This is a genomic window from Spirillospora sp. CA-142024 (genome assembly GCF_050942325.1).
Taxonomy (GTDB): Bacteria; Actinomycetota; Actinomycetes; order Streptosporangiales; family Streptosporangiaceae; genus Spirillospora.
In genome coordinates, this window is record NZ_CP192077.1 from 9,206,557 (window position 1) to 9,231,366 (window position 24,810).

General features: G+C 69.4%; 28 protein-coding genes. 12 read left to right on the top strand and 16 right to left on the bottom strand.

Annotation, left to right across the window (positions count from 1 at the left end):
• Positions 1 to 104: 104 nt before the first annotated feature.
• Together ACQPZP_RS43740 and ACQPZP_RS43745 are read right to left on the bottom strand one after the other, a co-directional pair.
• On the bottom strand, positions 105 to 1,271 hold the full coding sequence (locus ACQPZP_RS43740) for a sensor histidine kinase (protein WP_433475486.1): 1,167 nt from the start codon (positions 1,269 to 1,271) through the stop codon (positions 105 to 107).
• A gap of 35 nt (positions 1,272 to 1,306) precedes the next feature.
• Complete coding sequence (locus tag ACQPZP_RS43745; protein WP_433475487.1) at positions 1,307 to 1,963, bottom strand: response regulator transcription factor; 657 nt, start codon at positions 1,961 to 1,963, stop codon at positions 1,307 to 1,309.
• A gap of 116 nt (positions 1,964 to 2,079) precedes the next feature.
• Here ACQPZP_RS43745 and ACQPZP_RS43750 point away from each other — a divergent pair, with 116 nt between their 5' ends.
• From ACQPZP_RS43750 to ACQPZP_RS43765, 4 genes are all read left to right on the top strand, one after another.
• Positions 2,080 to 2,583 carry a hypothetical protein gene (locus ACQPZP_RS43750; RefSeq protein ID WP_433475488.1) on the top strand — a complete coding sequence of 168 codons (504 nt, stop codon included), beginning with the start codon at positions 2,080 to 2,082 and terminating at the stop codon, positions 2,581 to 2,583.
• A 117-nt stretch (positions 2,584 to 2,700) separates the two neighbouring features.
• Positions 2,701 to 3,747 (top strand): efflux RND transporter periplasmic adaptor subunit, encoded by a 1,047-nt coding sequence (locus tag ACQPZP_RS43755; protein ID WP_433475489.1) that lies wholly within the window; start codon positions 2,701 to 2,703, stop codon positions 3,745 to 3,747.
• A complete protein-coding gene (locus ACQPZP_RS43760; protein WP_433475490.1) occupies positions 3,744 to 4,448 on the top strand; it encodes an ABC transporter ATP-binding protein in 705 nt (234 codons plus the stop codon). Before ACQPZP_RS43755 ends, ACQPZP_RS43760 begins: the two co-directional genes overlap by 4 nt.
• Positions 4,445 to 5,647 (top strand): ABC transporter permease, encoded by a 1,203-nt coding sequence (locus tag ACQPZP_RS43765; RefSeq protein ID WP_433475491.1) that lies wholly within the window; start codon positions 4,445 to 4,447, stop codon positions 5,645 to 5,647. Before ACQPZP_RS43760 ends, ACQPZP_RS43765 begins: the two co-directional genes overlap by 4 nt.
• Before the next feature lie 191 nt (positions 5,648 to 5,838).
• On the opposite strand, the gene ACQPZP_RS43770 is transcribed toward ACQPZP_RS43765, so the two are convergent.
• From ACQPZP_RS43770 to ACQPZP_RS43780, 3 genes are all read right to left on the bottom strand, one after another.
• On the bottom strand, positions 5,839 to 6,588 hold the full coding sequence (locus tag ACQPZP_RS43770; protein ID WP_433475492.1) for a hypothetical protein: 750 nt from the start codon (positions 6,586 to 6,588) through the stop codon (positions 5,839 to 5,841).
• Positions 6,589 to 6,809: 221 nt separating this feature from the next.
• Positions 6,810 to 7,298 (bottom strand): hypothetical protein, encoded by a 489-nt coding sequence (locus ACQPZP_RS43775; RefSeq protein WP_433475493.1) that lies wholly within the window; start codon positions 7,296 to 7,298, stop codon positions 6,810 to 6,812.
• A 22-nt stretch (positions 7,299 to 7,320) separates the two neighbouring features.
• Positions 7,321 to 9,951, bottom strand: coding sequence for a replicative DNA helicase (locus ACQPZP_RS43780; protein WP_433475494.1), 2,631 nt, complete (start codon positions 9,949 to 9,951; stop codon positions 7,321 to 7,323).
• Positions 9,952 to 10,280: 329 nt separating this feature from the next.
• On the opposite strand from ACQPZP_RS43780, the gene ACQPZP_RS43785 reads away from it, so the two are divergent.
• Positions 10,281 to 11,606: an MATE family efflux transporter gene (locus ACQPZP_RS43785; protein ID WP_433475495.1), complete on the top strand. Its 1,326-nt coding sequence runs from the start codon at positions 10,281 to 10,283 to the stop codon at positions 11,604 to 11,606.
• Here the strand turns inward: ACQPZP_RS43785 and ACQPZP_RS43790 are convergent.
• Together ACQPZP_RS43790 and ACQPZP_RS43795 are read right to left on the bottom strand one after the other, a co-directional pair.
• Positions 11,603 to 11,965 (bottom strand): TetR/AcrR family transcriptional regulator C-terminal domain-containing protein, encoded by a 363-nt coding sequence (locus ACQPZP_RS43790; RefSeq protein ID WP_433475496.1) that lies wholly within the window; start codon positions 11,963 to 11,965, stop codon positions 11,603 to 11,605. The genes ACQPZP_RS43785 and ACQPZP_RS43790 overlap by 4 nt on opposite strands.
• A gap of 3 nt (positions 11,966 to 11,968) precedes the next feature.
• A complete protein-coding gene (locus ACQPZP_RS43795; RefSeq protein WP_433475497.1) occupies positions 11,969 to 12,163 on the bottom strand; it encodes a helix-turn-helix domain-containing protein in 195 nt (64 codons plus the stop codon).
• A 341-nt stretch (positions 12,164 to 12,504) separates the two neighbouring features.
• Here ACQPZP_RS43795 and ACQPZP_RS43800 point away from each other — a divergent pair, with 341 nt between their 5' ends.
• The gene (locus ACQPZP_RS43800) at positions 12,505 to 12,606 is read left to right on the top strand and encodes a hypothetical protein (RefSeq protein WP_433479773.1); all 102 of its coding nucleotides are present in this window, start codon (positions 12,505 to 12,507) and stop codon (positions 12,604 to 12,606) included.
• Positions 12,607 to 12,656: 50 nt separating this feature from the next.
• The gene (locus tag ACQPZP_RS43805; protein ID WP_052357975.1) at positions 12,657 to 12,845 is read left to right on the top strand and encodes a hypothetical protein; all 189 of its coding nucleotides are present in this window, start codon (positions 12,657 to 12,659) and stop codon (positions 12,843 to 12,845) included.
• 33 nt (positions 12,846 to 12,878) lie between these two features.
• Here ACQPZP_RS43805 and ACQPZP_RS43810 read toward each other — a convergent pair whose 3' ends face one another.
• The 6 genes from ACQPZP_RS43810 to ACQPZP_RS43835 all read right to left on the bottom strand — a co-directional run bounded on the left by ACQPZP_RS43810 (position 12,879) and on the right by ACQPZP_RS43835 (position 16,151).
• On the bottom strand, positions 12,879 to 13,721 hold the full coding sequence (locus ACQPZP_RS43810) for a peptidoglycan recognition protein family protein (RefSeq protein ID WP_433475498.1): 843 nt from the start codon (positions 13,719 to 13,721) through the stop codon (positions 12,879 to 12,881).
• Positions 13,722 to 14,061: 340 nt separating this feature from the next.
• Positions 14,062 to 14,508 (bottom strand): 50S ribosomal protein L9, encoded by a 447-nt coding sequence (gene rplI / locus ACQPZP_RS43815; RefSeq protein ID WP_433465443.1) that lies wholly within the window; start codon positions 14,506 to 14,508, stop codon positions 14,062 to 14,064.
• 16 nt (positions 14,509 to 14,524) lie between these two features.
• Entirely contained in the window at positions 14,525 to 14,761 is a 237-nt protein-coding gene (rpsR, locus tag ACQPZP_RS43820; RefSeq protein ID WP_019631633.1) for a 30S ribosomal protein S18, read from the bottom strand.
• A gap of 83 nt (positions 14,762 to 14,844) precedes the next feature.
• A complete protein-coding gene (locus tag ACQPZP_RS43825) occupies positions 14,845 to 15,453 on the bottom strand; it encodes a single-stranded DNA-binding protein (protein ID WP_433475499.1) in 609 nt (202 codons plus the stop codon).
• Positions 15,454 to 15,490: 37 nt separating this feature from the next.
• On the bottom strand, positions 15,491 to 15,781 hold the full coding sequence (gene rpsF / locus ACQPZP_RS43830) for a 30S ribosomal protein S6 (RefSeq protein ID WP_433465445.1): 291 nt from the start codon (positions 15,779 to 15,781) through the stop codon (positions 15,491 to 15,493).
• 205 nt (positions 15,782 to 15,986) lie between these two features.
• The gene (locus ACQPZP_RS43835) at positions 15,987 to 16,151 is read right to left on the bottom strand and encodes a hypothetical protein (protein WP_433475500.1); all 165 of its coding nucleotides are present in this window, start codon (positions 16,149 to 16,151) and stop codon (positions 15,987 to 15,989) included.
• 196 nt (positions 16,152 to 16,347) lie between these two features.
• On the opposite strand from ACQPZP_RS43835, the gene ACQPZP_RS43840 reads away from it, so the two are divergent.
• The 3 genes from ACQPZP_RS43840 (at position 16,348) to ACQPZP_RS43850 (ending at position 18,050) form a co-directional block, all read left to right on the top strand.
• Entirely contained in the window at positions 16,348 to 16,653 is a 306-nt protein-coding gene (locus ACQPZP_RS43840) for a hypothetical protein (RefSeq protein ID WP_433475501.1), read from the top strand.
• 41 nt (positions 16,654 to 16,694) lie between these two features.
• Positions 16,695 to 17,462, top strand: a complete 768-nt coding sequence (locus ACQPZP_RS43845; protein ID WP_433475502.1) for a deoxyribonuclease IV — start codon at positions 16,695 to 16,697, stop codon at positions 17,460 to 17,462.
• Positions 17,463 to 17,666: 204 nt separating this feature from the next.
• Complete coding sequence (locus tag ACQPZP_RS43850; protein WP_433475503.1) at positions 17,667 to 18,050, top strand: DUF4190 domain-containing protein; 384 nt, start codon at positions 17,667 to 17,669, stop codon at positions 18,048 to 18,050.
• 46 nt (positions 18,051 to 18,096) lie between these two features.
• On the opposite strand, the gene ACQPZP_RS43855 is transcribed toward ACQPZP_RS43850, so the two are convergent.
• A complete protein-coding gene (locus ACQPZP_RS43855; RefSeq protein ID WP_433475504.1) occupies positions 18,097 to 18,654 on the bottom strand; it encodes a barstar family protein in 558 nt (185 codons plus the stop codon).
• A gap of 239 nt (positions 18,655 to 18,893) precedes the next feature.
• On the opposite strand from ACQPZP_RS43855, the gene ACQPZP_RS43860 reads away from it, so the two are divergent.
• Positions 18,894 to 19,361, top strand: coding sequence for a hypothetical protein (locus ACQPZP_RS43860; RefSeq protein ID WP_433475505.1), 468 nt, complete (start codon positions 18,894 to 18,896; stop codon positions 19,359 to 19,361).
• Positions 19,362 to 19,478: 117 nt separating this feature from the next.
• Positions 19,479 to 20,405, top strand: a complete 927-nt coding sequence (locus tag ACQPZP_RS43865) for a MerR family transcriptional regulator (protein WP_433475506.1) — start codon at positions 19,479 to 19,481, stop codon at positions 20,403 to 20,405.
• Here ACQPZP_RS43865 and ACQPZP_RS43870 read toward each other — a convergent pair.
• Both ACQPZP_RS43870 and ACQPZP_RS43875 read right to left on the bottom strand, forming a co-directional pair.
• Positions 20,402 to 21,838: a glycosyltransferase family 87 protein gene (locus ACQPZP_RS43870; protein ID WP_433475507.1), complete on the bottom strand. Its 1,437-nt coding sequence runs from the start codon at positions 21,836 to 21,838 to the stop codon at positions 20,402 to 20,404. The genes ACQPZP_RS43865 and ACQPZP_RS43870 overlap by 4 nt on opposite strands.
• A gap of 95 nt (positions 21,839 to 21,933) precedes the next feature.
• Positions 21,934 to 24,393: a transglycosylase domain-containing protein gene (locus ACQPZP_RS43875; protein ID WP_433475508.1), complete on the bottom strand. Its 2,460-nt coding sequence runs from the start codon at positions 24,391 to 24,393 to the stop codon at positions 21,934 to 21,936.
• Positions 24,394 to 24,810: the final 417 nt, after the last annotated feature.

Consider the following 24,810-nt stretch of genomic DNA (forward strand, 5'->3'; position numbering starts at 1 on the left):
CACGAGTACGCCGCCTTGTCCAGCCCCCATTGCGACTTCCCCGCCCAAGTCCTTGCTCCCGGTACGTCCACCCGCCCCCACCGGGTTCAGCGGCGCGGGATCCATCAGGCTGCGGTGCCGCGCTCCAGCCTGACCGATCGATCCGCTTCGCCGAGGCCGAGCTCGGCGGGGAAGGCGGCCTGGACGACGAGACCGCCGTCCTGGCGGGGGAGCGCGCTGAGCGTCCCGCCGTGCGCGAGCGCGATCGCGTGCGCGATGGACAGGCCGAGCCCGTGATGCCCGTCGCCGCGTGCGGACCGGTCCAGCCGCTGGAACGGTTCCAGCAGCCGGGCCACCTGCTCGGGCGGGACGACCGGTCCGGTGTTGCTCACGCTGACGACGGCCTGCCCGTCCCGCGATCCGGTCACCACGTCGACGCTCCCCCCAGGCACGTTGTACCGGACGGCGTTGTCAACGAGGTTGGCCACGAGGCGCTCGACCAGGGCGGGATCACCCGCGGTCGCGGCGGGCTCGATCCGCGGGTACAGGCGCGGGTCGCCGGCGGCCGGCTCCGGCCGGGCCGCCAGCACCCGCTCGGTGAGCGCGGCGAGGTCCACCGGGACGCGGCTCTCCAGCCCCCGCTCGCTCGTCGCCAGCGTGAGCAGGGACTCCAGCAGCCGTCCCTGCTGGTCGCTGATCGCCACGACCCGCTCGAAGGTCGCGCGGAACGCCTCGATGGTCGCCCGGCGGTCGGTGAGCGTCTCCTCCAGCAGCGCGCGTTCGAGCGTGAGCGGGGTGCGGAGTTCGTGCGCGGCGTTGGCGACGAAGCGCTTCTGCGCGTCGAGCGCGGCCTCCAGGCGCCCGAGCAGGCCGTCCACGGTGTCGGCGAGGTCCTTGAGCTCGTCGCGGGGGCCGGCGAAGGCCAGCCGCTCGTGCACGTTGCGCGCCGAGATGTGCTGGACGGTCGTCGTCATCGTGCGCAGCGGGCGCAGCACCCGCCCCGCGACGAACCAGCCGAGCAGCAGCGAGACCACCAGCATGATCGCCAGTGCGATCCCCGACTGGACGAGGAACTCGTGCTTGAGCGCATCCTGCTGCTGCTCCAGCAAGACCATCGGATTGATCGTTCTGGGGCGTGAGCCGGGCAGATACGGACAGTCCTCCTCCTTGATGCCGTAGCACGGCACCAGCACCATGAAGATCGCTTTTCTCCGGAAGAGCAGGAACATGATCGCCAGCAGGGCCGCGCCGGAGACGGTGAACAACGCCCCGTACAGCAGCGTGAGTCGCATCCGGACCGTCCGCGGCACCTTCCCGATGAGGGACCTCATATCCGGTAACCGCTCTGCGGGACGGTCTCGATCACGGGCGGAGACCCCAGCTTGGCCCGCAGGCGGTTGATCGTCGCCTTGACCGTGGTGGTGAACGGGTCGGCCGCCTCGTCCCAGACGCGTTCCAGCAGTTCCTCGGCGGACACGACGCGCCCTCCCGCGGAAAGCAGGTACTCCAGCACCGCCAGCTCCTTCGGGCTCAGCGCCAGGCGCAGCCCGGCGCGGGTGACGACCCGCTGCGCCGGGTCGAGCCGCAGGTCGCCGTGTTCCAGGATCGGCGGCAGCGCCGGCTGCGCCCGCCGCCCGAGGGCGCGGATCCGAGCGACCAGCTCGGCGTACGCGAACGGTTTCGGCAGGTAGTCGTCGGCCCCCAGGCTGAGCCCATCGACCCGGTCGGCGATCGTGCCCGACGCGGTGAGCATCAGGACCCGTGTCCGGCGGGCCGGCCCGGCCACCAGCGCACGGCAGACGTCGTCGCCGTGCACTCCGGGGAGATCGCGGTCCAGCACGACCACGTCGTAGTCGGTCAGCGCCGTGCGGTCGAGCGCGGCCTGGCCGTCAAGGGCGATGTCGACCGCCATCCCCTCGCGGTGCAGGACCCGGGCCACCGAGTCCGCCAGTTCCTCGTGATCCTCGGCCACCAGCACTCTCATCGCCGTCAGCATGCCCGTGTCGCGGTCACAGCGGGGTCACAGCCTCTCGCACCGTCATGTGACCGCCCCTTCTCTAGAAATGGCCTTGTAAGCGATACCCCCCGGAAAGGGGAACGATGAACAAGGCCTCCGTGTTGCTGGCCGCCTCGGCCGCAGCCCTAGCCCTCACCGCCGCGGGATGCGGCGGCTCCGGCGACGCGAAAGCCGGCTCGTCCGGCGCGAAGGCGAACGCGTCGGCGGACCAGGGAGTGAAGCACGCGCAGTGCATGCGTGAGAACGGCCTCCCGGGCTACCCCGATCCCGGCCAGGACAGCGGGGAGGAGCCGAACCTCCCGGACCGCGACTCTCCGGAGTTCAAGAAGGCGGAGCGGGCGTGCCAGTCGCTGGAGCCGCCCGAGAACCAGGCCGGTACGCCGGAGAACGCAGAACTCCAGCGAAAGATGCTGAAGTGGGCCCAGTGCATACGCACGAACGGCGTCCCGAACTTCCCCGACCCGCAGAACGGGAAGATTCTGATAAAGCCGAAGGGCAGCATCGACGGCAACTCACCGCAGTTCAAGAAGGCCGTACAAGCCTGCCGCTCTCTCGAAGTCGGCGGCGCCAAGGGCCACGGCGGCTGAGCGAGGGACTCGATGAGCACCAGAACGACCGAACCGGGCCTGGAGACACGAGGAACGCCCGCACGGCCACGGCGACGGAGGAATCGCCGCGTAGTACTCGGCGGCTGCGTCGCGATCGTGCTCGCGACCGGCGGCGTGGCTCTCGCCATGACGGGCCCGTTCGGCGACGACGACAAGGCGACCACGAACGCCGGTGGCGGGACGTCGCTCGCGGCGGTCCAGGAGGGCCCGCTCTCCTCGCAGGTCGACCAGAGCGGGACGCTCTCGTACGCGGGCGGCGCCGACGGGACCCCGTACCCGGTGGTCAACCAGGCGAAGGGGACGTACACCCGGCTGCCGGCGGCGGGCACCCAGATCGACTGCGGCGAGACGCTGTACAAGGTCGACCAGAAACCGGTGATCCTCATCTGCGGAAGCACGCCCGTCTACCGGGACCTGGCCGTGGGCGACGACGGCAAGGATGCCCGGGCGCTGAACAAGACCCTGGTGAACGGGGGCTACGCCGACAAGTCCGAACTCGATTCCGATTGGGGTCATTTCGGCTGGGAGACCGCAGAAGCCCTGGAGAAGCTTCAGGACGAACGCGGCGCGGACGTGACGGGCAGGCTGGACCTCGGTCAGGCGGTGATCCTGCCCGGCCCGTTGCGGATCACCAAGGTGACGGCCAAGAACGGCACCGGCGCGGGCCCCGGCCATCCGATCATGGAGGCGTCGTCGAACCGGCGCGAGGTGGTCGTGAAGCTCGACGCGTCCCAGCAGTCGGAGGTCAAGAAGGGCGACCAGGCGCAGATCACGCTCCCGGACAACCGGACCACGTCCGGCACGGTCAGCCGGATCGGCACGGTCGCGGCCGCCGACAAGGACAAGCCCGCAACGCTGCCGGTCTACATCACGCTCAAGCACCCGAAGGACGCCGGGACCCTTGATCAGGCACCGGTCCAGGTGCAGATCACCACGAGCGGCGTCAAGCACGCGCTGATCGTGCCGGTGACCGCCCTCATCGGCCAGGCCGGCGGGGGATACGCGGTCGAGGCCGCGGTGGGGGACACCGGCCGGACCCGGATCGTGCCGGTCACGCTGGGACTGTTCGACAACGCCAACGGACGGGTGCAGGTCTCCGGCGACCTGACGGCCAAGGACCGAGTGGTGGTGCCGTCGACATGAGCAAAAGGAACGTCCTCGAACTGGAGCGGGTCACCAAGACGTACGACACGCAGCCTCCCGTCCACGCGCTGCGCGGCGTGAGCTTCACCGTTCGGAGCGGGGAACTGGTCGCGATCGTCGGCCCGTCGGGGTCGGGCAAATCCACGCTGCTGCACATCCTCGGAACGCTCGACCGGCCGAGCGAGGGCACGGTACGGATCGACGGGGCGGACGTCGCGACGCTCACCGACCGCGAACTCGCCGCCCTGCGGGCGCGCAGCATCGGCTTCGTCTTCCAGCAGTTCTTCCTGTCCGAGCACACCACCGTCCTGGAGAACGTCGCCGACGGCCTGCTCTACGGGGGCGCAGGCCGTGCCGAGCGGCGCGAGCGCGCGGCCGAGGCGCTCAGCCGGGTCGGGCTGGAGGACCGGGCGGGCTTCCGCCCGGGCAAGCTCTCGGGCGGGCAGCGCCAGCGCGTGGCGATCGCCCGCGCGCTGGTCGGCCGCCCGGCCATCGTGCTCGCCGACGAGCCGACGGGAAACCTCGACAGCAAGACCGGCGCGGCGATCATCGAGCTGCTGCACGAGCTCAACGCCGGCGGGGCGACCATCCTCATGATCACCCACGACACCGGGCTGGCCGCCCAGATGCCCCGCCAGTTGCACGTCCTCGACGGGAAGATCGTGGTCGACAGCGCGACGCGTTCGATGGAGGGCGTATGAGGCCGTCCGACCAGATGCGCGTGGCCGGCATCGGAATCCGGGCTCGCCGCCTGCGCGCCGCCCTGTCCGCGCTCGGGATCGCGATCGGCACCGCGGCCATCGTCGCGGTGCTCGGCCTGTCGGCGTCCTCCCAGGCCGGGCTCCTGGCACAGATCGACCAGCTCGGCACGAACCTGCTGACCGCGAACAACGGCCAGTCGGTCACGGGCGGTACGGCACAACTCCCGGTCGCCGCGCCGCAACGGATCTCCCATCTGCCCGATGTCGAACAGGTGGCGCACGCCGGCGCCATCGACGACGCGAACGTGTACCGCAGCCCGCTGATCCCGGCGATCAACACCAACTCCCTGAAGGTACGGGCCGCCAGCCTCAACCTCCCCGACGTGATCGGGACCGGGGTGGCGCAGGGCCGCTGGCTGAACACGGCGACCGAGCGCCGGCCGGTCACGGTGCTCGGCGCGCTCGCCGCACAGCGCCTCGGGATCGACCGCGTCTACCCGGGGCAACGGATCTGGCTGAAGAACCAGTGGTTCTACGTCGCCGGCATCCTGGCGCCCGCGACGCTGTCGACCGACATCGACACCAGTGCCTTGATCGGCTACCCGGCCGCGGAGCGCTACCTCGCCTACGCGACCGTCGACAGAGGCAAGGCGGTGGCAGGACCTCCGACGACGGTGTACGTGCGGGCCCGCACGGACAAGGTGAACTCGGTGCAGGAGGTGCTCGCGCAGACCGCGAACCCCGAGTCGCCCAGCGACGTCGACGTCAGCCAGCCGTCCGACGCGCTCACCGCGCGAGCCGCCGCGGAGGGCGCGTTCAACAGCCTGTTCCTCGGGCTCGGACTGGTGGCGCTGATCGTGGGCGCGGTCGGGGTCGCCAACATCATGATCATCTCGGTGCTGGAACGGCGATCGGAGATCGGGCTGCGCCGGGCGCTCGGCGCGACCCGCGGGCACATCCGCACCCAGTTCCTGTCCGAAGCGGTCATGCTCGCACTGCTCGGCGGCGTGGCCGGAGTCGTGGCAGGGGCGCTGACCACCGTGATCTACGCGACCACGAAGGGCTGGGCAGTGGTCATCCCGGTCCAGGCGTGGGCCGGCGGGATCGGCGCCGCGATCCTGATCGGCGCGATCGCCGGCCTGCTCCCGGCCCTACGAGCCGCCCGCCTCTCCCCCACCGAAGCACTCCGCACCCTGTGACCACCCACCGGCGCGGCTTGGACATCGGGACGCGCGAACGACCATCGACACGCCGGACATTCAAGAAGAGGCAGCCTCCCCCGTTCTGCGATGGGGGAGGCTGCCGGTACGGGAGGCCGCCGCGGTCGAGGCGACGCCCCGGTGTGGTGGCCCTGAGCGCCTTGGCGCCTGGGGTAGATGCCCCCAGGCCCTTACTTGTCGATCTCGGGGAGCGTCGTGGACCCGACCACCGTCGCGAGCACGACATCGCGGTGCAGGCGATCTTCGATGGCCCGCGTCATGCGACCGGTGGGCAACCGCAGCTTCTGCAGTGTCCGGAGGACCGCCAGCGTCATGGCCAGCCCTCGTTCGCCGACGGTGGCCGGACGCCGCGTCTCCGACCGCAGCCAGTTGCAGCCGAGGCCGAAGTAGGTCCCGATTTCACCTTCACCGTCCGGCCCGTGATCCCCGCGCAACAGCGCTTCCAGGTCGTCGCCGCCAGTACGGAAGCGGTCAATGATCAAGCGGAGCGCTTCGAGCTCGTTCAGGCTCAGCCCGCAGGTCCCGGAGGACTCACGAAGATGGGCGAACTCCTCCGGCCGTACTCCGCCGGCCAGCCCGCGGTAATCCCAGTGCAGAATCCTCCACCGGTCGTACCAGCAAAGCTCGTTGAGCGGCCGACGGTAGCGCTCCGCCGAAACCGCCAGTCCCATTCCTCGCGCGATCAGTGACTCGATGCCGCGGAGGTCGTCGAGGTCGGCGACACCCCACTCGGTCATCAGGTGCACGGACGGCTGCTCCGTCTCGGACTCCATGACGACGAACAGGTGTGTTACGCCCTCAAGCTCGTCGTTGACCGCCCCCACGATCACGTAGGAGGGGCCGTCCGCCCACGGGACGGAGTGGCGGCCCGGGTCGCGCAGACGTTCCCAGGTGATCTTCTTCGGACCATGTTCGGACATGGTTCTCCTTTTCGTTGGGTCCAGATCTGTGACGGCTCCGAGAGCCTGACGACACCGATGTCCGGCAGTCGCTGGTGATAACCGTCCGGGACGCCCGGCCAGTGGCAGGGGCCGCTGGTTACTCCATGTCGACGAAGCGGCTGTGATGGCCCTAGAAGGCAAGTGGCGGTGGGGCCGTTGCGGTGCTTGGCCACGATCAGGTCGGCCTCACCCCGCGGGGATCACCCGGGCGACCGGCGGCGACCTCTCCTGATCACGATGACGACCCCCATGACCAGTGCGCAGACGGGAAGCGCCCCGGCGAGCAGGGTCGCGACGAGGTCGCCGACCCAAGGGTTCGAGCCGTTCCGGTAGACCTCGTGCGGGTGCGGTCCGGAGGCCCGCACCGGGAACCGCTCGCCGTACCGATGTCTGCGGTCGCCGTCCAAGAGGACATCTGGGACGGCACCCGCGGAGGAGACGAACATGCCGCTCGTCTTGTACCCGCCCTTGGGTTTGTGGTCGCTCCACTCCACGGTGAAGGTTCCGGCGACTCCCTCATGCGCGGCTTCATAGGCATCCGCCGTCCTGGACGCCTCGTACACCGCTCCGGCTGCGAGCAGCACGCTCGGGAACACGAAGATCACTACGACGAACACGATCGCGGACACGCCGGGGCGACGGCGGCGTCCCAAACGCCTCAGCTCAGGCGGCTCGGCGGGCATGCTCACCTGCGGCTCCACGGCATGGGGGTCACTGGGCCATGTCGACGAAGCGGCTGTAGTGGCCCTGGAAGGCGACCGTGACGGTGGCGGTGGGGCCGTTGCGGTGCTTGGCCACGATCAGGTCGGCCTCACCCGCGCGCGGCGACTCCTTCTCGTAGGCGTCCTCGCGATGCAGCAAGATCACCATGTCCGCATCCTGCTCGATACTATTGTGGATGGCGATGCCGTTCGCTACAAAATTGTGAAGGCCCATGACGGTCGCATCGTAGACCTCTTGCTCTCCAATACTCTCAATTTCAACGATCTCATCCCAGAACACATCGTTAGTGCTCAGCAACGCAAGTTCAGAGTTGTCGAGCACTGCCGCGACCCGGCCAAGTCTTTCACGACTCGGTGACCGCTTCCAAAGGGCACTGCCGCAGAATGCGGTCCCGATCGCGGCAGAGAACTCACGGTGAGTCATACCCCGGTCCGCAAGAATCTTCCTGACATCATCCCAGACCGCATGAGGGACGGTATCGAGGTTGATGTTCGACCGCTTTCCCTGCAGTCTTTCCATTGCGGTCGCCGCGATGAGACCCCGCTCTCCGTACACCTGGACGGCCCTGAAGAACGCAAGCTGGTTCTCGGAACCGTACAGATGAAGTTGGTAGCCAGGCCGGTAGTCACCCTTCGTCACTGTCTTAATGCGAGACAGGATGCCGAATCGCAAAAGCAATCTCGACACATCCTCGACGAGGCGCCTGCTCGTTGAGGCGTAGTAGAGTCGGCACTGACCGTGCTTGGCATCCCAGTGGACACAACCGTCAGTAGCCCACAGGTGCCCAAGGAACAGCGACACCTGTTCCTTGGGAAGGCTGAACACTGGCGCCGGAATGAACTTCTCATGTGAACGCAGGCCGAAGAGACCCAGCCCATCGAGCCATTCAGCAACGGGGTTCCGCCGACCATGGGTCAGGCGATAGGGCGCCGGCAGACGAACCGTGGTGACACGTGCGGCCTCATACTCGTCCCATATCGCGCTGATGCCGAAGTGTTCAGCCGCCCGGGTGACGGCTTTCAAGCAGGCTTCGTCCTTGCTGGCGTAGCGGATCGGCTGACGCCTGACGAAGGAACCGTCACCAATGAGGTGCGCCAGCAATACGATGCGGTCTTCGGGCCAGGGTTCCGGCGTGAGAGGGGGTGGCACATGTCTGGACGCAGCGATGCGGCACCCCGATTTCAGTTCACGGAGAGCGGTCCAGCCAGCGTAGGTGAGGAATGGATGGTTGGCCGTTGCCTCGATCTCCTTGCCAGAGGCCAGCTTGACGCGAAATACCTCCTTGCGTCCGCTAGAGAAGGCGTGTGTCATGGTACGTGGCACGTACTTGAGCCGCTCGTCGAGAGCCCACACGGGAATATCGCGAGTGCCATTCGCAACGAGGTCACCCATGGTGACTTCCTCATTGGTGTCCGCACGCATTATCCGGGTGGAGGCGGTGACACACCCCGATTCGCGAAGGTCGGACACCATGGGCTTCTTGTCGGTCCGCTGCTCGGGACCACGGTTGAGCTGCGACAACGCGATGACCGGGACGCCCAGTTCCTTGGCGAGCAGCTTCAGAGACCGGGAGAACTCCGAAACCTCGACCTGGCGGCTCTCCACGCGCTTGCCCGAGCTCATCAGCTGCAGGTAGTCGATGATGACGAGCCGCAGGTCGTGCTGCTGCTTCAGACGGCGGCACTTCGCGCGGATCTCCATCATCGACATGTTCGGCGAGTCGTCGATGAACAGCGGCGCTTCGGCGACCTCGCTCATCCGCCGCGCGAGACGCGTCCAGTCCTCGTCCTGCATGGTGCCGGACCGCATCGCGTGCAGCGCCACCCGCGCCTCGGCGGACAACAGCCGCATGGTGATCTCGTTCCGCCCCATCTCCAGACTGAAGAACGCTGAAGTCAAACCATGCTTAATGGACGCAGCCCGGGCGAAATCGAGCGCAAGGGTGCTTTTTCCCATCGCAGGTCTTGCTGCGACTACCACCATCTGGCCGGGGTGGAGGCCGTTGGTGAGGGCGTCGAGGTCGGCGAAGCCGGTGGGGCAGCCGACCATCTGGCCGCCGCGGCTGCCGATCGCCTCGATCTCGTCAAGGGCGCCGGGCATGATCTCGCTCAGGGCGACGTAGTCCTCGCCGGCGCGTTTCTCGGCGATGGCGAAGACCTCGGCCTGGGCGCGGTCGAGGACCTCGTCGGCGTCGGCGCCGTCGGCGGCGTAGCCCATCTGGACGATGCGGGTGCCGGTCTCGACCAGGCGGCGCAGGATCGCCCGCTCATGGACGATCTTGGCGTAGTACCCGGCGTTCGCCGCCGTGGGCACCAGGGAGATCAGGGTGTGCAGGTAGGGTGCGCCGCCGATGCGGCCGATCTCGCCGTTCTTGGTGAGCTCGCCGGCCACGGTGACGGCGTCGGCCGGGTCGCCGCGGCCGTAGAGGTCCAGGATGACGTCGTAGACGATCTGGTGCGCGGGACGATAGAAGTCGGGCGTGCGCAGCAGCTCGACGACCTCGGCGATGGCGTCCTGGGAGAGGAGCATTCCGCCGAGGACGCCCTGCTCCGCCGAGATGTCGTGCGGCGGGGTGCGCTCGAACTCGTGATCCTGCGGCCCGATATCCGCCACGCTCACCGGCGCACCCCCTTCATCCTGGTCGTCGCCCGCCCCATCGCCGACCGTTCATCCCACGTCTATCTCCCGCCTCCGACATTCTCGCGAGGCCGCGCCGCCCTGGGCAAAGCGGCCTGTGGACAACCCTGTGGAAGCCCTGTGCAGACACGCCGGATCGGTTGTGCACGACCTGTGGACAACTTTGTGGATTCTTCGTGGACGACTCCCGGGCGGGCTCGCTGAACTGGGCGAACGTCGTCCACCGGGTGTGCGGAAAAGAAACTCGGCCGTCCGGGGTCATGTAATGCTTGATTTTCTTATATGGGTTACAGGCTGGTAGCCTCTGCGCGGTGACCACTCCCCGGCGGCTCGCGACCGCGCACGACCGCGAGATCCTGCGCCTCGCCGTGCCGGCCTTCGGCGCGCTCGTCGCCGAACCCCTCTTCCTGCTGTCGGACTCGGCCATCGTCGGGCACCTCGGCACCGCGCCGCTGGGTGGCCTCGGGGTCGCCGGCCAGGCCCTGACCACGCTCGTCTACCTGTGCGTCTTCCTCGCATACGGGACGACGGCCGGGGTGGCCCGGCAGGTCGGTGCGGGCGATCTCCGGGGGGCGATCAGGCAGGGCATCGACGGCATTTGGCTCGCGGTCGCCATCGGGGCCGCGCTGATCGTGGCCGGCCTGCCGCTGGTCCCCTGGATCGTGGACGCGTTCGGCGCATCCGCGGTCGTGGCGCCGTACGCCGAGACGTACCTCAGGATCAGCCTGCTCGGGATCCCGTCGATGCTGGTCGTCCTGGCCGGGACGGGTGTGCTCCGCGGGCTGCAGGACACGCGGACGCCGCTCGTCGTCTCGATCGGCGGTTTCTCGCTGAACCTGCTGCTCAACGTGCTGTTCGTGATCGGTCTCGGGTGGGGGATCGCCGGGTCGGCGTGGGGCACCGTGCTCGCGCAGACGGGCAGTGCGGCGGTCTACGTGGCCGTCGTCCTCCGGGCGGCCCGGCGCCACGGGGCCTCGGTACGCCCCGACCTGGACGGGGTGAGGGCGTCCGCCACGGCCGGCGTCGGGTTGATCATCCGGACGGCGGCGCTGCGCGTCGTCCTGATCGTCGGGACGTCGATCGCGGCGCGGATGGGGGACGCGGAGATCGCCGCGTACCAGGTCGGCTTCCAGATCTGGACGTTGCTCGCCTTCGCGCTCGACGCCATCGCGATCGCCGGGCAGGCCATCACCGGCCGGTATCTGGGCGCGTCCGACGTCACGGGCACGCGGGCCGTCACCCGGCGGATGGTGGGGTGGGGGATCGGCTGCGGCGTGGTCTTCGGGCTGGTGATCCTTGTGGCCCGTCCATGGCTGCCGGGGCTGTTCACGCAGGACGTCGACGTGAGGCACATGCTGCTCGCCTCGCTCGTTCTGGTCGCCGTGCTCCAGCCAGTGGCAGGCGTCGTGTTCGTCCTGGACGGCATCCTGATCGGCGCAGGGGACGGCCCCTATCTCGCCGTGACGACGCTTGTAGCGACGGCGGTCTTCCTGCCCGCGGCCATCGTGCTCTTCCGGACGGACGCGGGCCTGATCGGGCTCTGGGTCGCGATCGGGCTGTGGATGCTGACACGCATGCTCACCCTGAGCCTTCGCGCCCGCGGCGACCGCTGGATGGTCACCGGCGCCGTCCGCTAGGACCGGGCGGCCAGGCGGGCGCGCATTCCGTCGATGAGGAGTCCCAGCCCGTACTCGAAGGCGTCCTCGCGCCCCTGGACCTCGGCGATCGCCGCCGCGAAGACGCCGTCACCGCCGGGGCCGCCCTCCAGCCGCTCGACGGCGTCGTCCTCGCGGAAGTGTCCGGCCTGTTCTTCGAGGACGGTCCCGCTGACATAGTCGGTGACGACAAGGATGTTGAGCAGGGCCTCGCCTGGGGTGAAACCCGCGTCGCATAGGGCCTGCAGCATTCCCCCTATGGCGGACGCCCGGTCCGCTGTGGGACGAGACCCGGCTGTCAGGAGCACCGCATCTCGGTGGGCCCGGAGTCCGTCCCGCATGCCTCACGCCCTGCCCGCGAGCCAGTCGAGGAGTTCCTGCTTGTTCGCGAAGTGCCGGTAGAGCGCCGCTGTCTGGACGTTCAACTCCCTGGCGAGCCGGCGCAGGCTGAGCCCGTCCAGCCGACCTCGTCCAGCAGGCTCGACACCTACACCCGGGAGCGGCACCCGGTCGCCGAGCGCGTCCTGGACAACACCCACGCGCAGGTCGCGCTGATGTGGCCCGGGCCCACGTGGACGCGCTCCGCGAGATCTTCTCCCTCCTGCTCCACCACGACGGCGCGAACCGCCACCTGACCGGAATGATCTCGGGCGCGGACATCCGGTAGGACCTCGGCTCCGCGCAGGACCTCGTCGGACGCTGCTACCCACCGGACCTGACCGTCCGGCTTCCCACCGGAGAGGAGCCGCGGCTCGCCGCACTCCAGCGCTCAGGGCGCGCCCTGCTCATCGCCACCCGCGACGGGGCGGCCGGCGGATGGGGAGGCCGCCTCGACACCGTCATCGGTTCATGCGACCTGGCTCCGGGCGCGTAGATCCTCCTGCGGCCGGACGGTTTCGTCGCGTGGACGTCCGACGACCCGGTCCCGCTCGACGAGGTCCTGACGCGCTGGTTCGGCCCTGCCCGCGTGCCCTCTCATTGAGCGTCGCGAAACGCACCCGCAACGCTCGCCACACCCGCTACGATTCGAACATGTGTTCCACACACGGCGAGCGGATGGCCCGGCTGACGCAGGCGATCGACGACCTGGCGGCGGAAGGCCTCGCCGGGCTGCCCCCGGAGACGCTGGTGGAACGGGTGGCGGGCATCTGGTCTCTCGTCGAGGGCATCGACCCCGAGATCGCACGCCGCCGCACCCGCTACACCACCCCCGAGACCTGAACCGGACGAGGCGGCGCCCCCACCGGACGGCGGTCAGCCCAGGTCGCCCAGCGACGGGAACAACGGCAGCCACGAATCGTCGCCGTTGTCGCCGGTGCTCGGGCTCGGCTGCGGACTCGGGGCACTCTCCATGCGGTCGGCGACCGACCTTCTGAGCGCGGGCAGCCGCGCATAGAGGGCGTCGCCGGGGCACGAGGTGTTGTTGTAGTCGCGGTGCCCGACGATGGCGCTGGCCGGGTCGAGGTTGTACATCCGGCAGAGCCAGACGCACACCTCCGTCAGCGACCTCCACAGGCTGCCCGGCACCGCCCTGGACGTGTAGGTGCCCTCGTTCTCGATGCCGATCGTGTGCTGGTTGTGGTGCAGGACCTGCGCTCCCACCACCAGGTCGCCGGCGCGGATGGCCCTCAGGCTCCGGTTGCGGCCCTCCATCACGATGCCGCCCCGGCTGATGGTCAGCTGCTGGCCGGTGTCGTCCCAGTGGTTCTTTCTCATGTGGATGTTCTGGATCGCCCGAGAAAGGGCGAACGCGTGGGCGAGCGAACGGTCATTGGAGTTCGCCGTCGCCGTGTGGTGCACGATGATGTGGTCCGGTGCCCGATTGCGGACCTTGGCCGGACGCCTGGGCGCCCTGGCGTTCCACTGCGCCCGCGTGTACACGTGCGGGGCTTCGGCCGTGAACATGACGCGGTCGCCGGCCCCGTGATGCGGCCCGGCGGGAAGCTCGTCCGCCATGGCCTCATTCTGGTGGAACGCCCCCCAGGACAGCATCTCCAGCATCCCGGCCCCCACCACACCGCCGATGACCGACCGGCGCGTCACGAGCCTGCCCGTCCGTTCCCGGTCGTCCGCGCCCTCCCCCGAATGCGCGATCACCACCGTCCCCCTTCGTCCCGCGACACTGTGATCACGGAACGTAATCGCCGCAAAGTTGATCTCTCAAACACACGGCGATTCACGGACGTTTCACAAGAAACACCACCGAACCCGCCCCCTCCGCACCACAAGAGGCCGTAATCAATGCCAAAACAGCCGCTGGCAGAACACCCAACACACGCCCGAACAGCCGCAACACCCCCGGCTCAGTCCCCAACAACCGTCACGACCACCCCCCAAAAGTGCGAATCACAGCGAGCCACCAGGCGAACCGGCGCGACAAAACACCAACGACCCCCGCGCCCTGATGGGTGCGGGGGTCGTTGGGTGGAGCGGGGTGTCAGGCTTCGAGGACGTTGACGTCGATCGTCGCGTTGACGTCGCTGTGCAGGCGCACGCTGACCCGGTGGGTGCCGACGGTCTTGATCGGGTTGCCGATCTCGATGCGGCGGCGGTCCAGGTCGGGGCCGTCGGCGGCCTTGACCGCCTCGGCGATGTCGGCGGCCGTCACGGCGCCGAAGAGGCGGCCGTTGCTGCCGGTGCGGGTGCGCAGCGTGACGCGCAGGCCGCCGAGCCGGTCGGCGACCTCCTTGGCGTGCTCGACGGTCGCGATCTCGCGGGCCGAACGCGCCTTCTTGATGGAGTCGATCTCCTTCTCGGCGCCCCGGGTCCACTTGATCGCGAATCCGCGGGGGACGAGGTAGTTGCGGCCGTAGCCGTCGCGGACCTCGATGACGTCACCGGGCTCGCCGAGCCCGGAGACCTGCTGGGTCAGGATGAGCTTCATGATCTTTCCCCCTGCCTCAGCGCGCGGTGCTGGTGTACGGCAGCAGCGCCATCTCGCGGGCGTTCTTGATCGCCGTGGCGACGTCCCGCTGGTGCTGGGTGCAGTTGCCGGTCACCCGCCGGGCACGGATCTTGCCGCGGTCGGAGATGAACTTCCGCAGCAGGCCCGTGTCCTTGTAGTCGACGTAGGAGATCTTCTCCTGGCAGAAAACGCAAACCTTCTTCTTCGGCTTGCGGGGAGGTGGCTTCGCCATCGTGGTGCTCCTTTGGGAGAGCCCCGCTCACGCGGGAATGGACGTGTACTGGATCTTGCTCGGGTCGCGCCGGGGCGGCCGGTCTAGAACGGCGGGTCGTCGGAGAAGCCTCCGCCTCCGCCGCCGCCACCGCCGGTGGCCCAGGGGTCGTCGGCCGGGGCGCCGCCCTGCTGGCCGCCGCCGAAGCCGCCGCCCTGCTGGTTGCCGCCGCCGAAACCGCCGCCCTGACCACCGCCGCCGAAGCCGCCACCGCCTTGGCCGCCACCGCCTTGGCCGCCACCGCCTTGGCCGCCACCGCCGCCGAAGCCGCCGCCACTGCCGCCCTGCCGCTGGGTCTTGTTGACCTTGGCGGTGGCGTTGCGCAGCGACGGGCCGACCTCGTCGACCTCGACCTCGAAGACGGTGCGCTTCTCACCCTCGCGGGTCTCGTAGGAGCGCTGCTTGAGGCGTCCCTGCACGATCACCCGCATGCCGCGCTGCAGGGTCTCGGCCACGTTCTCGGCGGCCTGCCGCCAGACGTTGCAGGTCAGGAACAGCGCCTCGCCGTCCTTCCAGTCGCCCGCCTGGCGGTCGAAGAACCGCGGGGTCGAGGCGATGCGGAAGGACGCGACCGCCTGGCCGCTCGGCGTGAAGCGCAGATTCGGGTCCTCGACGAGGTTCCCGACGATCGTGATTACGGTGTCGCCTGCCATGGGGCTCGCTCCGGCTGCTGAGAGGGCTGAGCCAGGCTCAGTGGACCTCGGGGCGGATGACCTTGGTACGGAGGATCGACTCGCTCAGGTTGAGCTGCCGGTCGAGCTCCTTGACCGTGGCAGGCTCAGCCGACAGGTCGACCACCGCGTAGATGCCTTCGGACTTCTTCTGGATGTCGTACGCCAGGCGCCGGCGGCCCCAGACGTCGACCTTCTCCACGCTGCCGCCGTCGTCCTTGACGACCTTCAGGAACGGGTCGAGCGCGGCGTTCGCGGTGCGCTCGTCGACGGCGGGGTCGAGAATGGCCATGAGTTCGTAACGACGCATGCTGTGTCCCTACCTCCTCTGGACTGATGCGGTCACGGTCTCTCCGTGACAGGAGGGCTCTTGCGTCTCCCGCGGCGGCGCCGGACCCCGGATCGCCGGGCGCACCTGCCGCGAGACCGGTACAGGCTACCAACACTCGGCAGCGCACAGGCCCATTCCCGCAGGGAGGCCCGCCCGTACCGCGCCCTGCGGCGGCCGACCGGGGTCAGCGTCTCGCACGTTGCTGGGCGGGACGGGAACAGCGCCGGCGTTCCAGTTCGGCCATGATGTCGGCCATGCGGGCGCGCATGCGGGCGGTCTGGGTCGTCAGCAGCGTCAGCTCCTCGACGAGCTCCGCGTCACCGATGAGCCCCAACTCCGCTTTCGTCACGGTGGTGCACCTCCTCGGACCCGAGCCGGTGTTCTCGAATCCATGTTCGACAGTACCGGGTGCCGCCGACATTTCCGCACCCCCGCGCCGGTTGATCTTCGCCTCGGCTGGGCATTCCTTTACCCGCATGGTCCGTCCGGTCCCGCGTTCACCGTGTGCCCCAGGCGCGGGAGCCACGACCTGGAGGAGGAGCCCGATGCCGCAGGAGGCGACCGGCGCGCGTCAGCCCGCCACCCGCGCCCAAGCCGAGGCCGAGCCGCACCGGTTGCAGGACGTGCTCGCGGTGGCCGCGGTCACGATCGGGATCGCCGCGCTGATCCTGGGCTGGATTCCGTCGACCCACTTCGTCGGGGCGGTCCTCGGCGCGGTCGGCCTGCCGCTCGCGCTGTACTCCCAGATGATCTCCGCGACGACGAACGAACGCTGGCTGAACGTGATCGGCATGATCGCCGCGTTCGTCGGCGGCGGCTTCGCGCTGAGCAACGGCGGCTTCTCGCTCTGACGTGCGCGCGGGTGTCGTAGGGCGCGGCTAGGCTCGTGGGCATGCGCATCGGAGCCCATGTCGATCAGAACAACCCGCTCGACAACGCCCGCGCGATCGGCGCCGACGTCGTCCAGTTCTTCCTGGGCGATCCGCAGGGCTGGAAGAAGCCCGTCCTGCCGGAGGGCGTCGAGGCGCTGGAGGGTTCCGGCGTGGACGTGTATGTGCACGCCCCGTACACGATCAACGTGGCGACGTCGAACAACCGCATCCGGATCCCGAGCCGCAAGAACCTCACCCAGCAGTTGGAGGCGGCCGCGTCCATCGGCGCGAAGGCGCTGATCGTCCACGGCGGGCACGTGCTGAAGGACGACGACCCGGAGACCGGCTTCGAGAACTGGCGCAAGGTGTTCGAACGCATCGAGTGTCCGATTCCGGTCTACATCGAGAACACCGCGGGCGGCGGGAACGCCATGGCGCGCAGGTTCGACCGGATCGCTCGGCTGTGGGAGGTGCTGTCCGGTGTCCCGGGGCTGGACTCCAAGCTCGGTTTCTGCCTCGACACCTGCCACGCGCACGCGGCGGGGGAGGAGCTCGTCGACGCCGTCGACCGGATCAAGGCCGTCACGGGCCGCGTCGACCTGGTGCACTGCAACGACAGCCGGGACGCGTTCGGATCGGGCGCCGACCGGCACGCCAACCTGGGCGGCGGCAGCATCGACCCGGAGCTGATCCTGGCCGTGGTCCGGGCGGCGGGCGCCCCGGTCGTGGTGGAGACGCCCGCGGCTGGGCAGGCCGACGACATCTCGTGGTTGCGTGCGAAGCTCTGACGGCGCGGAGTCGGCGATCATCGCCGGTGTCCGGGAACCCCGGCGAGCGGTCCGGCATCTAACCGGGCGTGGATTTAGAAACCGCGTAGCCCTGGCCTGACGACAAAATCCGAAGGTCACGTCACACTGGCATAATCCGGAACCCAGCCCTCAGCGCACGCGTGTTCTCTCCGGCGGCGGGCGCGCGAACCGATCGGGAAGCACATGGCACAGCCCCCTTACGACCCCTACGGCTACGGCTCGCAGGACCCCTACGCCCAGCAGTACTCCCAGCCCCCGGCGGTCCAGCACCACTACTACGGCGGGCCCTCGATGCCGGTCGCCCGCCCGACCAACGGCATGGCCACGGCGTCGCTGGTGTGCGGGCTCATCGGCTTCTTCGCCTGCGGTATCACGTCCATTCTGGCGGTCATCTTCGGGCACGTGTCGCTGGGCCAGATCAAGCGGACGGGCGAGGGCGGTCACGGGATGGCCGTCACCGGCCTGATCCTCGGTTACCTGATCTCCGCCGGCTGGCTGCTCATCCTGCTCTTCTACATCCTGGGCATCGCGATGTTCGCCGCGAGCAGCGGTTCCACCACCTACTGATCCGGGGCCGGCCAGGCCGCCCCTTACCGGCCGGGCCGCCGCCCCTTCAGGCGAGCCGGGGGACGCCCGCCACCTCCACGCCCACGCTCGACATCAGCACCGTCATGGGGGTGGGGGTGTCCCGCCAGGCCTTCACCGCGCCGGCGAACACGTCCAGGACGGCGCGCAGCGACCCCGGGTCCGCGTCGGCGAGTTCCGCCCACGACTCGTAGAGCACCACGTAGCCGTTCTTCGCGGGCGTCCACGACAGGTCCTTCAGGCACTCGCCGAGATCGTCCCAGTCCGCGCCCGCCCCGTCGGGCAGCTCGAAGACGCCGGCGCACAGCCACAGGAACGAACGGCCGTCCCGGGCCCGGCGGCCGTCGAGATGGAACCCGCGCCAGCCGGCCTCCTCGGCGCGCTCCGTCCAGCTCGTGTCGCCGACCGCGCCCGGCACGGGCGGCGTCCGCCACTGGTAGACGCCCGGCTCCAGCCGTCCCGCGAGCAGCTCGGTCAGTGCTTGGTTCGCGTCCACGTCATCTCCCCGCAGTTCCTGCGTCCCCGCGGTCCGCGGGGTCCCGGGGCGACCGGCCCCGTCCGCCGCGAGCATTTCCCCGGCACTCACCGCGAAATCCCCTGATATCGGCAGATTCTGGCCAGGGCCTGCGGCGCCGCGTCCGCGATCGTCGCACAGCGGCCCGGCTCATCCCGCCATCGACGCGCTGACCAGCCCCGATCCGCGCCGCCTCCGAAAGGTCTTGACAACGTCTCTCGCCGTTTCCTATTCTCTCGTTTAGAGAGATACTCATAAGACGAGCAACTCTCGGAGCGAGGTAGTTGCCCGATTCCGAAAGGAACACAGAGATGGACACCACGCCCACCACCGCCGAGACCACGACCCGCGTGCACGCCCACTACGAGAACATCAAGAAGCTCGGCCACTGGACGACCGGCCGCCTCTTCGAGGTGCGCGCCCGCCGCGGCATGGTCGTCCTGGACCTGCGCTCGCCGCGGATCCCGGACGGCGACATCGAGATCGCGGTCGACCTCGACCACTCGATGGTGAAGCTGCTCGTCCCGCAGGACGCCGAGATCGAGCACTGGGACCTGCGCTACACCGGCCGCGGCCGCGTCAAGGACTGGACGGGTGAGAACGGCGGCGGCCGCCGGGTCCGGATCACCGGCGAGATCCGGCACGGGGAGATCCGCGTCCACCGCGGCGGCGTCGCCACCCTGTCCGCGATGTTCTCCCGCGAGTTCGTGCAGGACGTCCGCCGCGCCCGCCGCGACGGCACGACCCCGAGCGTCGCCGACCCCGCCCACGAGGGCTGAACCCGCCCCGCACCGGAGGCCCGTCCCGCCGGGACGGGCCTCCGCCATGCTTACCTGGTCCCGGTGTGCGGATCCGGGGTTGAGTCTCCAGTGGCTGGAGGCCGCAGGGTGGGGGACATGGACGGCGACACCTTGTACACGATCGGCGAACTGGCGCGGCGCACCGGGCTCTCGGTCCGGACGATCCGGTTCTACTCCGACGAGGGTGTCGTGCCGCCCACCTGCCGCACCGAGGCCGGTTACCGGCTGTACGACGCGGACGCCGTCGCGCGCCTCGATCTGGTGCGGACGCTGCGGGACCTCGGCGTCGACCTCGGCACCGTCCAGCGGGTGCTGGACCGGGAGGTCGGCGTCGGGGACGTCGCGGCGGCGCACGCGGAGGCGCTGGACGTGCAGATCCGCACGCTCCGGCTGCGCCGGGCCGTGCTCCGGGCGGTGGCGAAACGTGGATCCAGTCCCGAGGAGATCGAAATCATGAACAAGCTCGCCCGGCTGTCCGACGAGGAGCGGCGCCGGATCATCACCGACTTCATCGACGAGTCGTTCGCCGGACTCGACCTGAACCCCGACTTCGAGGCGAAGATGCGGTCCGCGCTGCCGGAACTGCCCGACGACCCCGAACCCGAGCAGGTCGACGCCTGGGTCGAGCTGGCCGAGCTGGTCGGCGAGCCGGACTTCCGGGCGGCGGTGCGGCGGATGGCCGAGTACCAGGCCGCCGACATCGAGAAGGGCGCCTACCCCGAGGACCCGGAGCGACTCGGCCGGTTGACGGGCGAGAAGATCGCGGCGGCGATCGCGGACGGGATCGAGCCGCGTTCGGACGCGGCCCGTCCCATCGTCGACGAGCTGGTGGCCGCCTACGCGGAGGCGTTCGGCGCCACGTATGACGCCGGGTTCCGGCGTGAGCTGCGGAGGCGGACCGAGATCGGTACCGACCGGCGCGCGGAACGGTACTGGCAGCTGATCGCCACCATCAACGGCTGGCCTGTCTGGCCCACGATGACCCCGTCGTTCGAATGGTTCATCGAGGCACTGCGCGACTAGGACGCCAAGGGGACGCCGACGTGGTGGGCGCCGCGCCAGCGGCGCAGTGACACCACGTCGGCCGCCCCGTCGAGGACGCCGCCCGCCGGGTCGTCGACCCCGTCCGACCGGACGAGGTCCATGGACGGACGCAGGATGTCCAACACCACCAGCGCGGCCAGCATCAGGACGGTCACGAACCGGGCGAGCAGCGCCAGGGTGTAGACGTCCTGGCTGATCCCGCCTTCCGGAGCGTCCAGGTTCACCACCGCCGACACCGTCGCGGACAGGTCGGCGCCCGGCGTCTGGCCCGACACCGACAGCAGGAACCACCAGATGCCGAAGAAATAGGCGATCTCGCCGAGCTGCCAGACGACGAACGCGGGCAGCTTCGGGCGCGCCAGCACCGCGAGCGGCAGCAGCCACAGCACGTACTGCGGCGACCAGACCTTGTTCGGCAGCATGAACGCGACCAGCACCAGGAACATCAGCTGCGGCAGGCGCGGCCGGCGCGGCGCGGTGAGCGCGAGGACGGCGATCCCCGCGGCGAGGACGAGGAACGTCCCCGTGCCGATGAGGTTCAGCAGATCGGTGTCGGACGAGGGCTTCTCCAGCCCGTGGTCCTGCAGGACGAAGAAGATCGAACCCCAGTCGATGCCGCGTTTCTGGCTGAAGGTGTAGAACTCCTTCCAGCCGTCCCACGCGAAGGCCATCACGGGGACGTTGACGAGCAGCCAGCCGGCGGCGGTGCCCGCGAGCATCCGCCCCATGGCGCGCCACTGCCCCGCGCGGACGCACAGCAGGACGAGCGGGCCGAGGAACAGCAGCGGATAGAATTTCGCCGCGATCGCCAGGCCGAGCAGCCCGCCCGCGAGCGCCGGGCGCCGCGCCGACCAGGCGGCCAGCGCCAGCGCCGACAGCGCCACCGCGAGCAGATCCCAGTTGATGTAGGCGGTGAGGAGCAGCGCGGGGGACAGCGCCACCATCAGGCCGGTGCGCAGCGACCGCCGTCCGGCCGCGTAGGCCGTGGCGAGGACGGCGACGACCGCGAGAACGGCGAGGAGCAGCACGGTGACGTTGTAGAAGGCGAGCCCGCGCCCGTCCACCCCGAACGGCTTGACCAGCCACGCGACCAGTTGCATGAAGCCGCCGCTCAGCACCGGGTACTCGACGTAGTGGATGTCGGAGCCGGTGAACGAGTCGAAGTACGGCACCTTCCCGTCGCTCAGCCCGCGCACGTAGTAGAGCGGATAGATGTCGGTGTAGCAGGCGCTCGACGTCGTCTTGAGGAAGTCGAACCGGACCGACGCGCACGGCTGTTTCTGCAACCAGCCGAGCAGGCACACCAGGGCGGTGAGGCCCGTCAGCACCGGCGCGAGCCGAATCAGCCGGCCTGGTCCGTCCGCCGGGGGGCGGTCGGCGGACATCGCGAGCCTCTCAGTAGACGACGACATGGACAGCAAGACTATTCGCCCGAACGGCACTCTGATCAAGAAGGGACGGCCCGGAGCCGCCGCAGGCTCCGGGCCGTCCCGTCACGGAGAGGCCGCTACTGGGTGGTCGGGTTGTTCTGGTTTTCCTTCCGGCAGGCAGGGTCGGTCCTGTGCTCGGGCTTTGCACACCACCAGCTCTTGTCGCCTTGCGGGGGAAGGTCGGGATTGCAGCCGAGCGGCATGTTGTACTGGTCGCAGGGCACGCCCTGGTTCGGCGGCGTGATCGTCGGCGTGTCCGTCGGGTTCGGCGACTGCGGCTGGCAGTTCGGCTGATTCTGATTCTGGTTCTGGTTCTGGTTCTGGTTCTGGCCCGGCTGGCAGGTCGGCGTGGTGCTCGGCTTCGGAGACGCGGACGTGGTCGGCGTCGGCTTGGGCTTCGCCCACGGGGCGACCTGGCCGCCGTTGACCGCCGGCGGGAACTGCGAGATCTCCTTGTTCTCCAGCGCCTTCAGCATGAAGGTCTTGAAGAGCTCGGCCGGCACCGTACCCCCGTAGACCTGGCTGTAGTTGCCGACGCCGATCAGCGACTTGCGGTTGCCGTTCTTGTCCTGCCGCCACATCGCCGCCGACGTCGCGAGCTCCGGCGTGTAGCCGACGAACCAGGCGGACTTGTTCTCGTCCGTGGTACCGGTCTTACCGGCGACGGGACGGGCGCCGAGGCTGGCGCGGGTACCGGTACCGGAGGTGACGACCGCCCGCATCGCGGCGGTGGCGTCCGCCGCGACGCCCTCGGAGAACGCCGTCGTGGGCTTCTCGTAGGGCAGCTTCTCCAGCGCCTTGTTCTGGTTGTTCACGACGTCGCGGCCCTTGTTGTCGGTGATCTTGGCGATCACGTGGGCCTGCCGGTGCTTGCCCCCCGCGGCGAAGGTCGAGTAGACCGACGCCATCGTCACGGCGCTCGCGTCGATGACGCCCAGCGGGAGCGACGTGATGTCGTCCTTGAGGTCCTGGGTGCCCTTCGGGATGCCCATCTTCTCGGCCATGTCCACGACGTTGCCCAGCTGAACCTTCTGGCCCAGGTCCACGTACGCGGTGTTGATCGACATCGCCGTCATCTGCTTGAGGTTGTAGACCCCGTTCTCGGAGCGGCTGTCGTTGGTGAAGGTCGCGCCGCCGATGTTGCGCTTGTAGCTGCCGTCCATCGTGGTCTGCAGGCTGATGCCCTGGTCGAGCGCGGTGGCGAGGACGATCGGCTTGAACGACGAACCGGGCTGCACCTTGCCCTGGAAGGAGTTGTCGAACTGCTGCTTCTTGTAGCTCGGGCCGCCGTAGGCGGCCACCACCCCGCCGGTCCTCGGGTCGACCGCGGCGAGCCCGAACTGGATGTCGCTGCGGAGCCCGTTCTGCTTCCGGATCTGGTTGACGGCCTTGTTGGTGTAGTCCTGCAGGTTCTTGTCGAAGGTGGTCGTGATCTTCAGGCCGCCGGTCTCCAGCATCGTCTCGTCGATGCCGAGCGTCTTCAGCTCGTTGATCACCCGGTCCTGCAGGTAGCCGGCGTTCGGGTCGTCCGGGGCGTCGCTCCAGTTCTTCTGCGTCTGCGGGAACTTCGCCTGCGCGCGCTTGCCCTGGTCGAGCCAGCCCTTCTCGACCATCCCGTCGAGGACGTAGTTCCAGCGGTTGATCAGTGCCTGCTTGGCGGGGTTGGACGCCGGGCCGTAGGTGGCGAAGTAGCCCGGCCGCTGGATCATCGCGGCGAGCATCGCGGCCTGCGACTCGTCGATCTCGGTCACGGGCTTGTGGAAGTAGGCGCGGGACGCCGCCTGGATGCCGTACGCGTGGCGTCCGAAGGGGACGGTGTTGAGGTAGAGCTCCAAGACCTTGGACTTCTCCATCTCCTTGCCCATCCGGATGGAGATGAGGATTTCCTTGAACTTGCGGCTGACCGTGCGGTCCTGGCTGAGGTTCGCCCAGTAGTTCCGGGCCAGCTGCTGGGTGATCGTCGAGGCGCCCGCGACCTCCCCGCCGGTCGCGGCCCGGTACATCGCGCCGGCGATGCCGGCGGGCGAAACGCCCGGCTCGCTCCAGAAGTTGCGGTCCTCGGCGGCGAGCACCGCGTTCTGGACGTGCTTCGGCACCTTGTTCAGCGCGATGTCCTCGCGGTGCGTGCCGATCCGCGCGAGCGTCGACCCGTCCGAGTAGGTGATCGTCGACTCCTGGCGGAGCGCGGCCTGCTGCTTCGCGGTCGGAATCGGGGTGTTGACGTAGGCGACGACGACGAGCGTGGCCAGGCCGAGGATCATCACGCTGACGACGGCGACCATGATCTTCCAGGACGGGACGTAGCGCCGCCATCCGGTCTTCTTCGGGTCGTCCGTGCGCTTCTTCTCGCGCCGGCCGCGACCCTCGTCGCCCCAGAAGCCGTCGTCCCCGCCGCCGGAACCACCGCGGCCGCCCGGTCCGCCAGGGCCACCGGGCCCGCCGGGACCACCCGGTCCGCCAGGGCCGCCCGGTCCACCGGGGCCGCCAGGCCCGCCAGGGCCTCGCCTGCCGGGGCGGACGGCGCCGCCCGAACGCATGGCCGCGGGTGCGCCGCGGCGCCGGGTGCCGCCGGGTGCTCCCGCGCGCGAGGGCCCGCCGGCCCGTCCGCCGGGCCTGCCTCCGGAGCGCGGTGTCCGGCCGGGTGTCGGCGAGCCCGACGGCCCGCCGCGCTGCCCGCCTGAAGGCGCGCCAGACGAGCCGGGGCGGGGGGAGCCCCTCCGGCCTGAGCCCTCTCCGTAATCCGGTCCGTATCGGCTTGGGTTACTCACGCGGCCTCATCAACTGGGGTACGGCTGTGCGTCGTCCGAGCGTACTGTTTCCCCGGCGCCGCGGAGGTCGATGAGGCGAGGCTCGCCTTCCTCGGGACGGACGGACGCACACGGTCTTGGCCGCTGGCGTGCGGCAATTCGCGAAGATGCTTCATGTCACACCACCGATCTCTACAGGACGGTTCG

What these genes read in the sequence shown, in the direction of transcription:
- ACQPZP_RS43740 (WP_433475486.1), bottom strand. Translation starts at nt 1,271, where the DNA reads ATGCGACTCACGCTGCTGTACGGGGCGTTGTTCACCGTCTCCGGCGCG.
- ACQPZP_RS43745 (WP_433475487.1), bottom strand. Translation starts at nt 1,963, where the DNA reads ATGAGAGTGCTGGTGGCCGAGGATCACGAGGAACTGGCGGACTCGGTG.
- ACQPZP_RS43750 (WP_433475488.1), top strand. Translation starts at nt 2,080, where the DNA reads ATGAACAAGGCCTCCGTGTTGCTGGCCGCCTCGGCCGCAGCCCTAGCC.
- ACQPZP_RS43760 (WP_433475490.1), top strand. Translation starts at nt 3,744, where the DNA reads ATGAGCAAAAGGAACGTCCTCGAACTGGAGCGGGTCACCAAGACGTAC.
- ACQPZP_RS43765 (WP_433475491.1), top strand. Translation starts at nt 4,445, where the DNA reads ATGAGGCCGTCCGACCAGATGCGCGTGGCCGGCATCGGAATCCGGGCT.
- ACQPZP_RS43770 (WP_433475492.1), bottom strand. Translation starts at nt 6,588, where the DNA reads ATGTCCGAACATGGTCCGAAGAAGATCACCTGGGAACGTCTGCGCGAC.
- ACQPZP_RS43790 (WP_433475496.1), bottom strand. Translation starts at nt 11,965, where the DNA reads ATGCGGGACGGACTCCGGGCCCACCGAGATGCGGTGCTCCTGACAGCC.
- ACQPZP_RS43805 (WP_052357975.1), top strand. Translation starts at nt 12,657, where the DNA reads ATGTGTTCCACACACGGCGAGCGGATGGCCCGGCTGACGCAGGCGATC.
- rplI (WP_433465443.1), bottom strand. Translation starts at nt 14,508, where the DNA reads ATGAAGCTCATCCTGACCCAGCAGGTCTCCGGGCTCGGCGAGCCCGGT.
- rpsR (WP_019631633.1), bottom strand. Translation starts at nt 14,761, where the DNA reads ATGGCGAAGCCACCTCCCCGCAAGCCGAAGAAGAAGGTTTGCGTTTTC.
- ACQPZP_RS43825 (WP_433475499.1), bottom strand. Translation starts at nt 15,453, where the DNA reads ATGGCAGGCGACACCGTAATCACGATCGTCGGGAACCTCGTCGAGGAC.
- rpsF (WP_433465445.1), bottom strand. Translation starts at nt 15,781, where the DNA reads ATGCGTCGTTACGAACTCATGGCCATTCTCGACCCCGCCGTCGACGAG.
- ACQPZP_RS43840 (WP_433475501.1), top strand. Translation starts at nt 16,348, where the DNA reads ATGCCGCAGGAGGCGACCGGCGCGCGTCAGCCCGCCACCCGCGCCCAA.
- ACQPZP_RS43845 (WP_433475502.1), top strand. Translation starts at nt 16,695, where the DNA reads ATGCGCATCGGAGCCCATGTCGATCAGAACAACCCGCTCGACAACGCC.
- ACQPZP_RS43850 (WP_433475503.1), top strand. Translation starts at nt 17,667, where the DNA reads ATGGCACAGCCCCCTTACGACCCCTACGGCTACGGCTCGCAGGACCCC.
- ACQPZP_RS43860 (WP_433475505.1), top strand. Translation starts at nt 18,894, where the DNA reads ATGGACACCACGCCCACCACCGCCGAGACCACGACCCGCGTGCACGCC.
- ACQPZP_RS43865 (WP_433475506.1), top strand. Translation starts at nt 19,479, where the DNA reads ATGGACGGCGACACCTTGTACACGATCGGCGAACTGGCGCGGCGCACC.
- ACQPZP_RS43870 (WP_433475507.1), bottom strand. Translation starts at nt 21,838, where the DNA reads ATGTCGTCGTCTACTGAGAGGCTCGCGATGTCCGCCGACCGCCCCCCG.
- ACQPZP_RS43875 (WP_433475508.1), bottom strand. Translation starts at nt 24,393, where the DNA reads ATGCGTTCGGGCGGCGCCGTCCGCCCCGGCAGGCGAGGCCCTGGCGGG.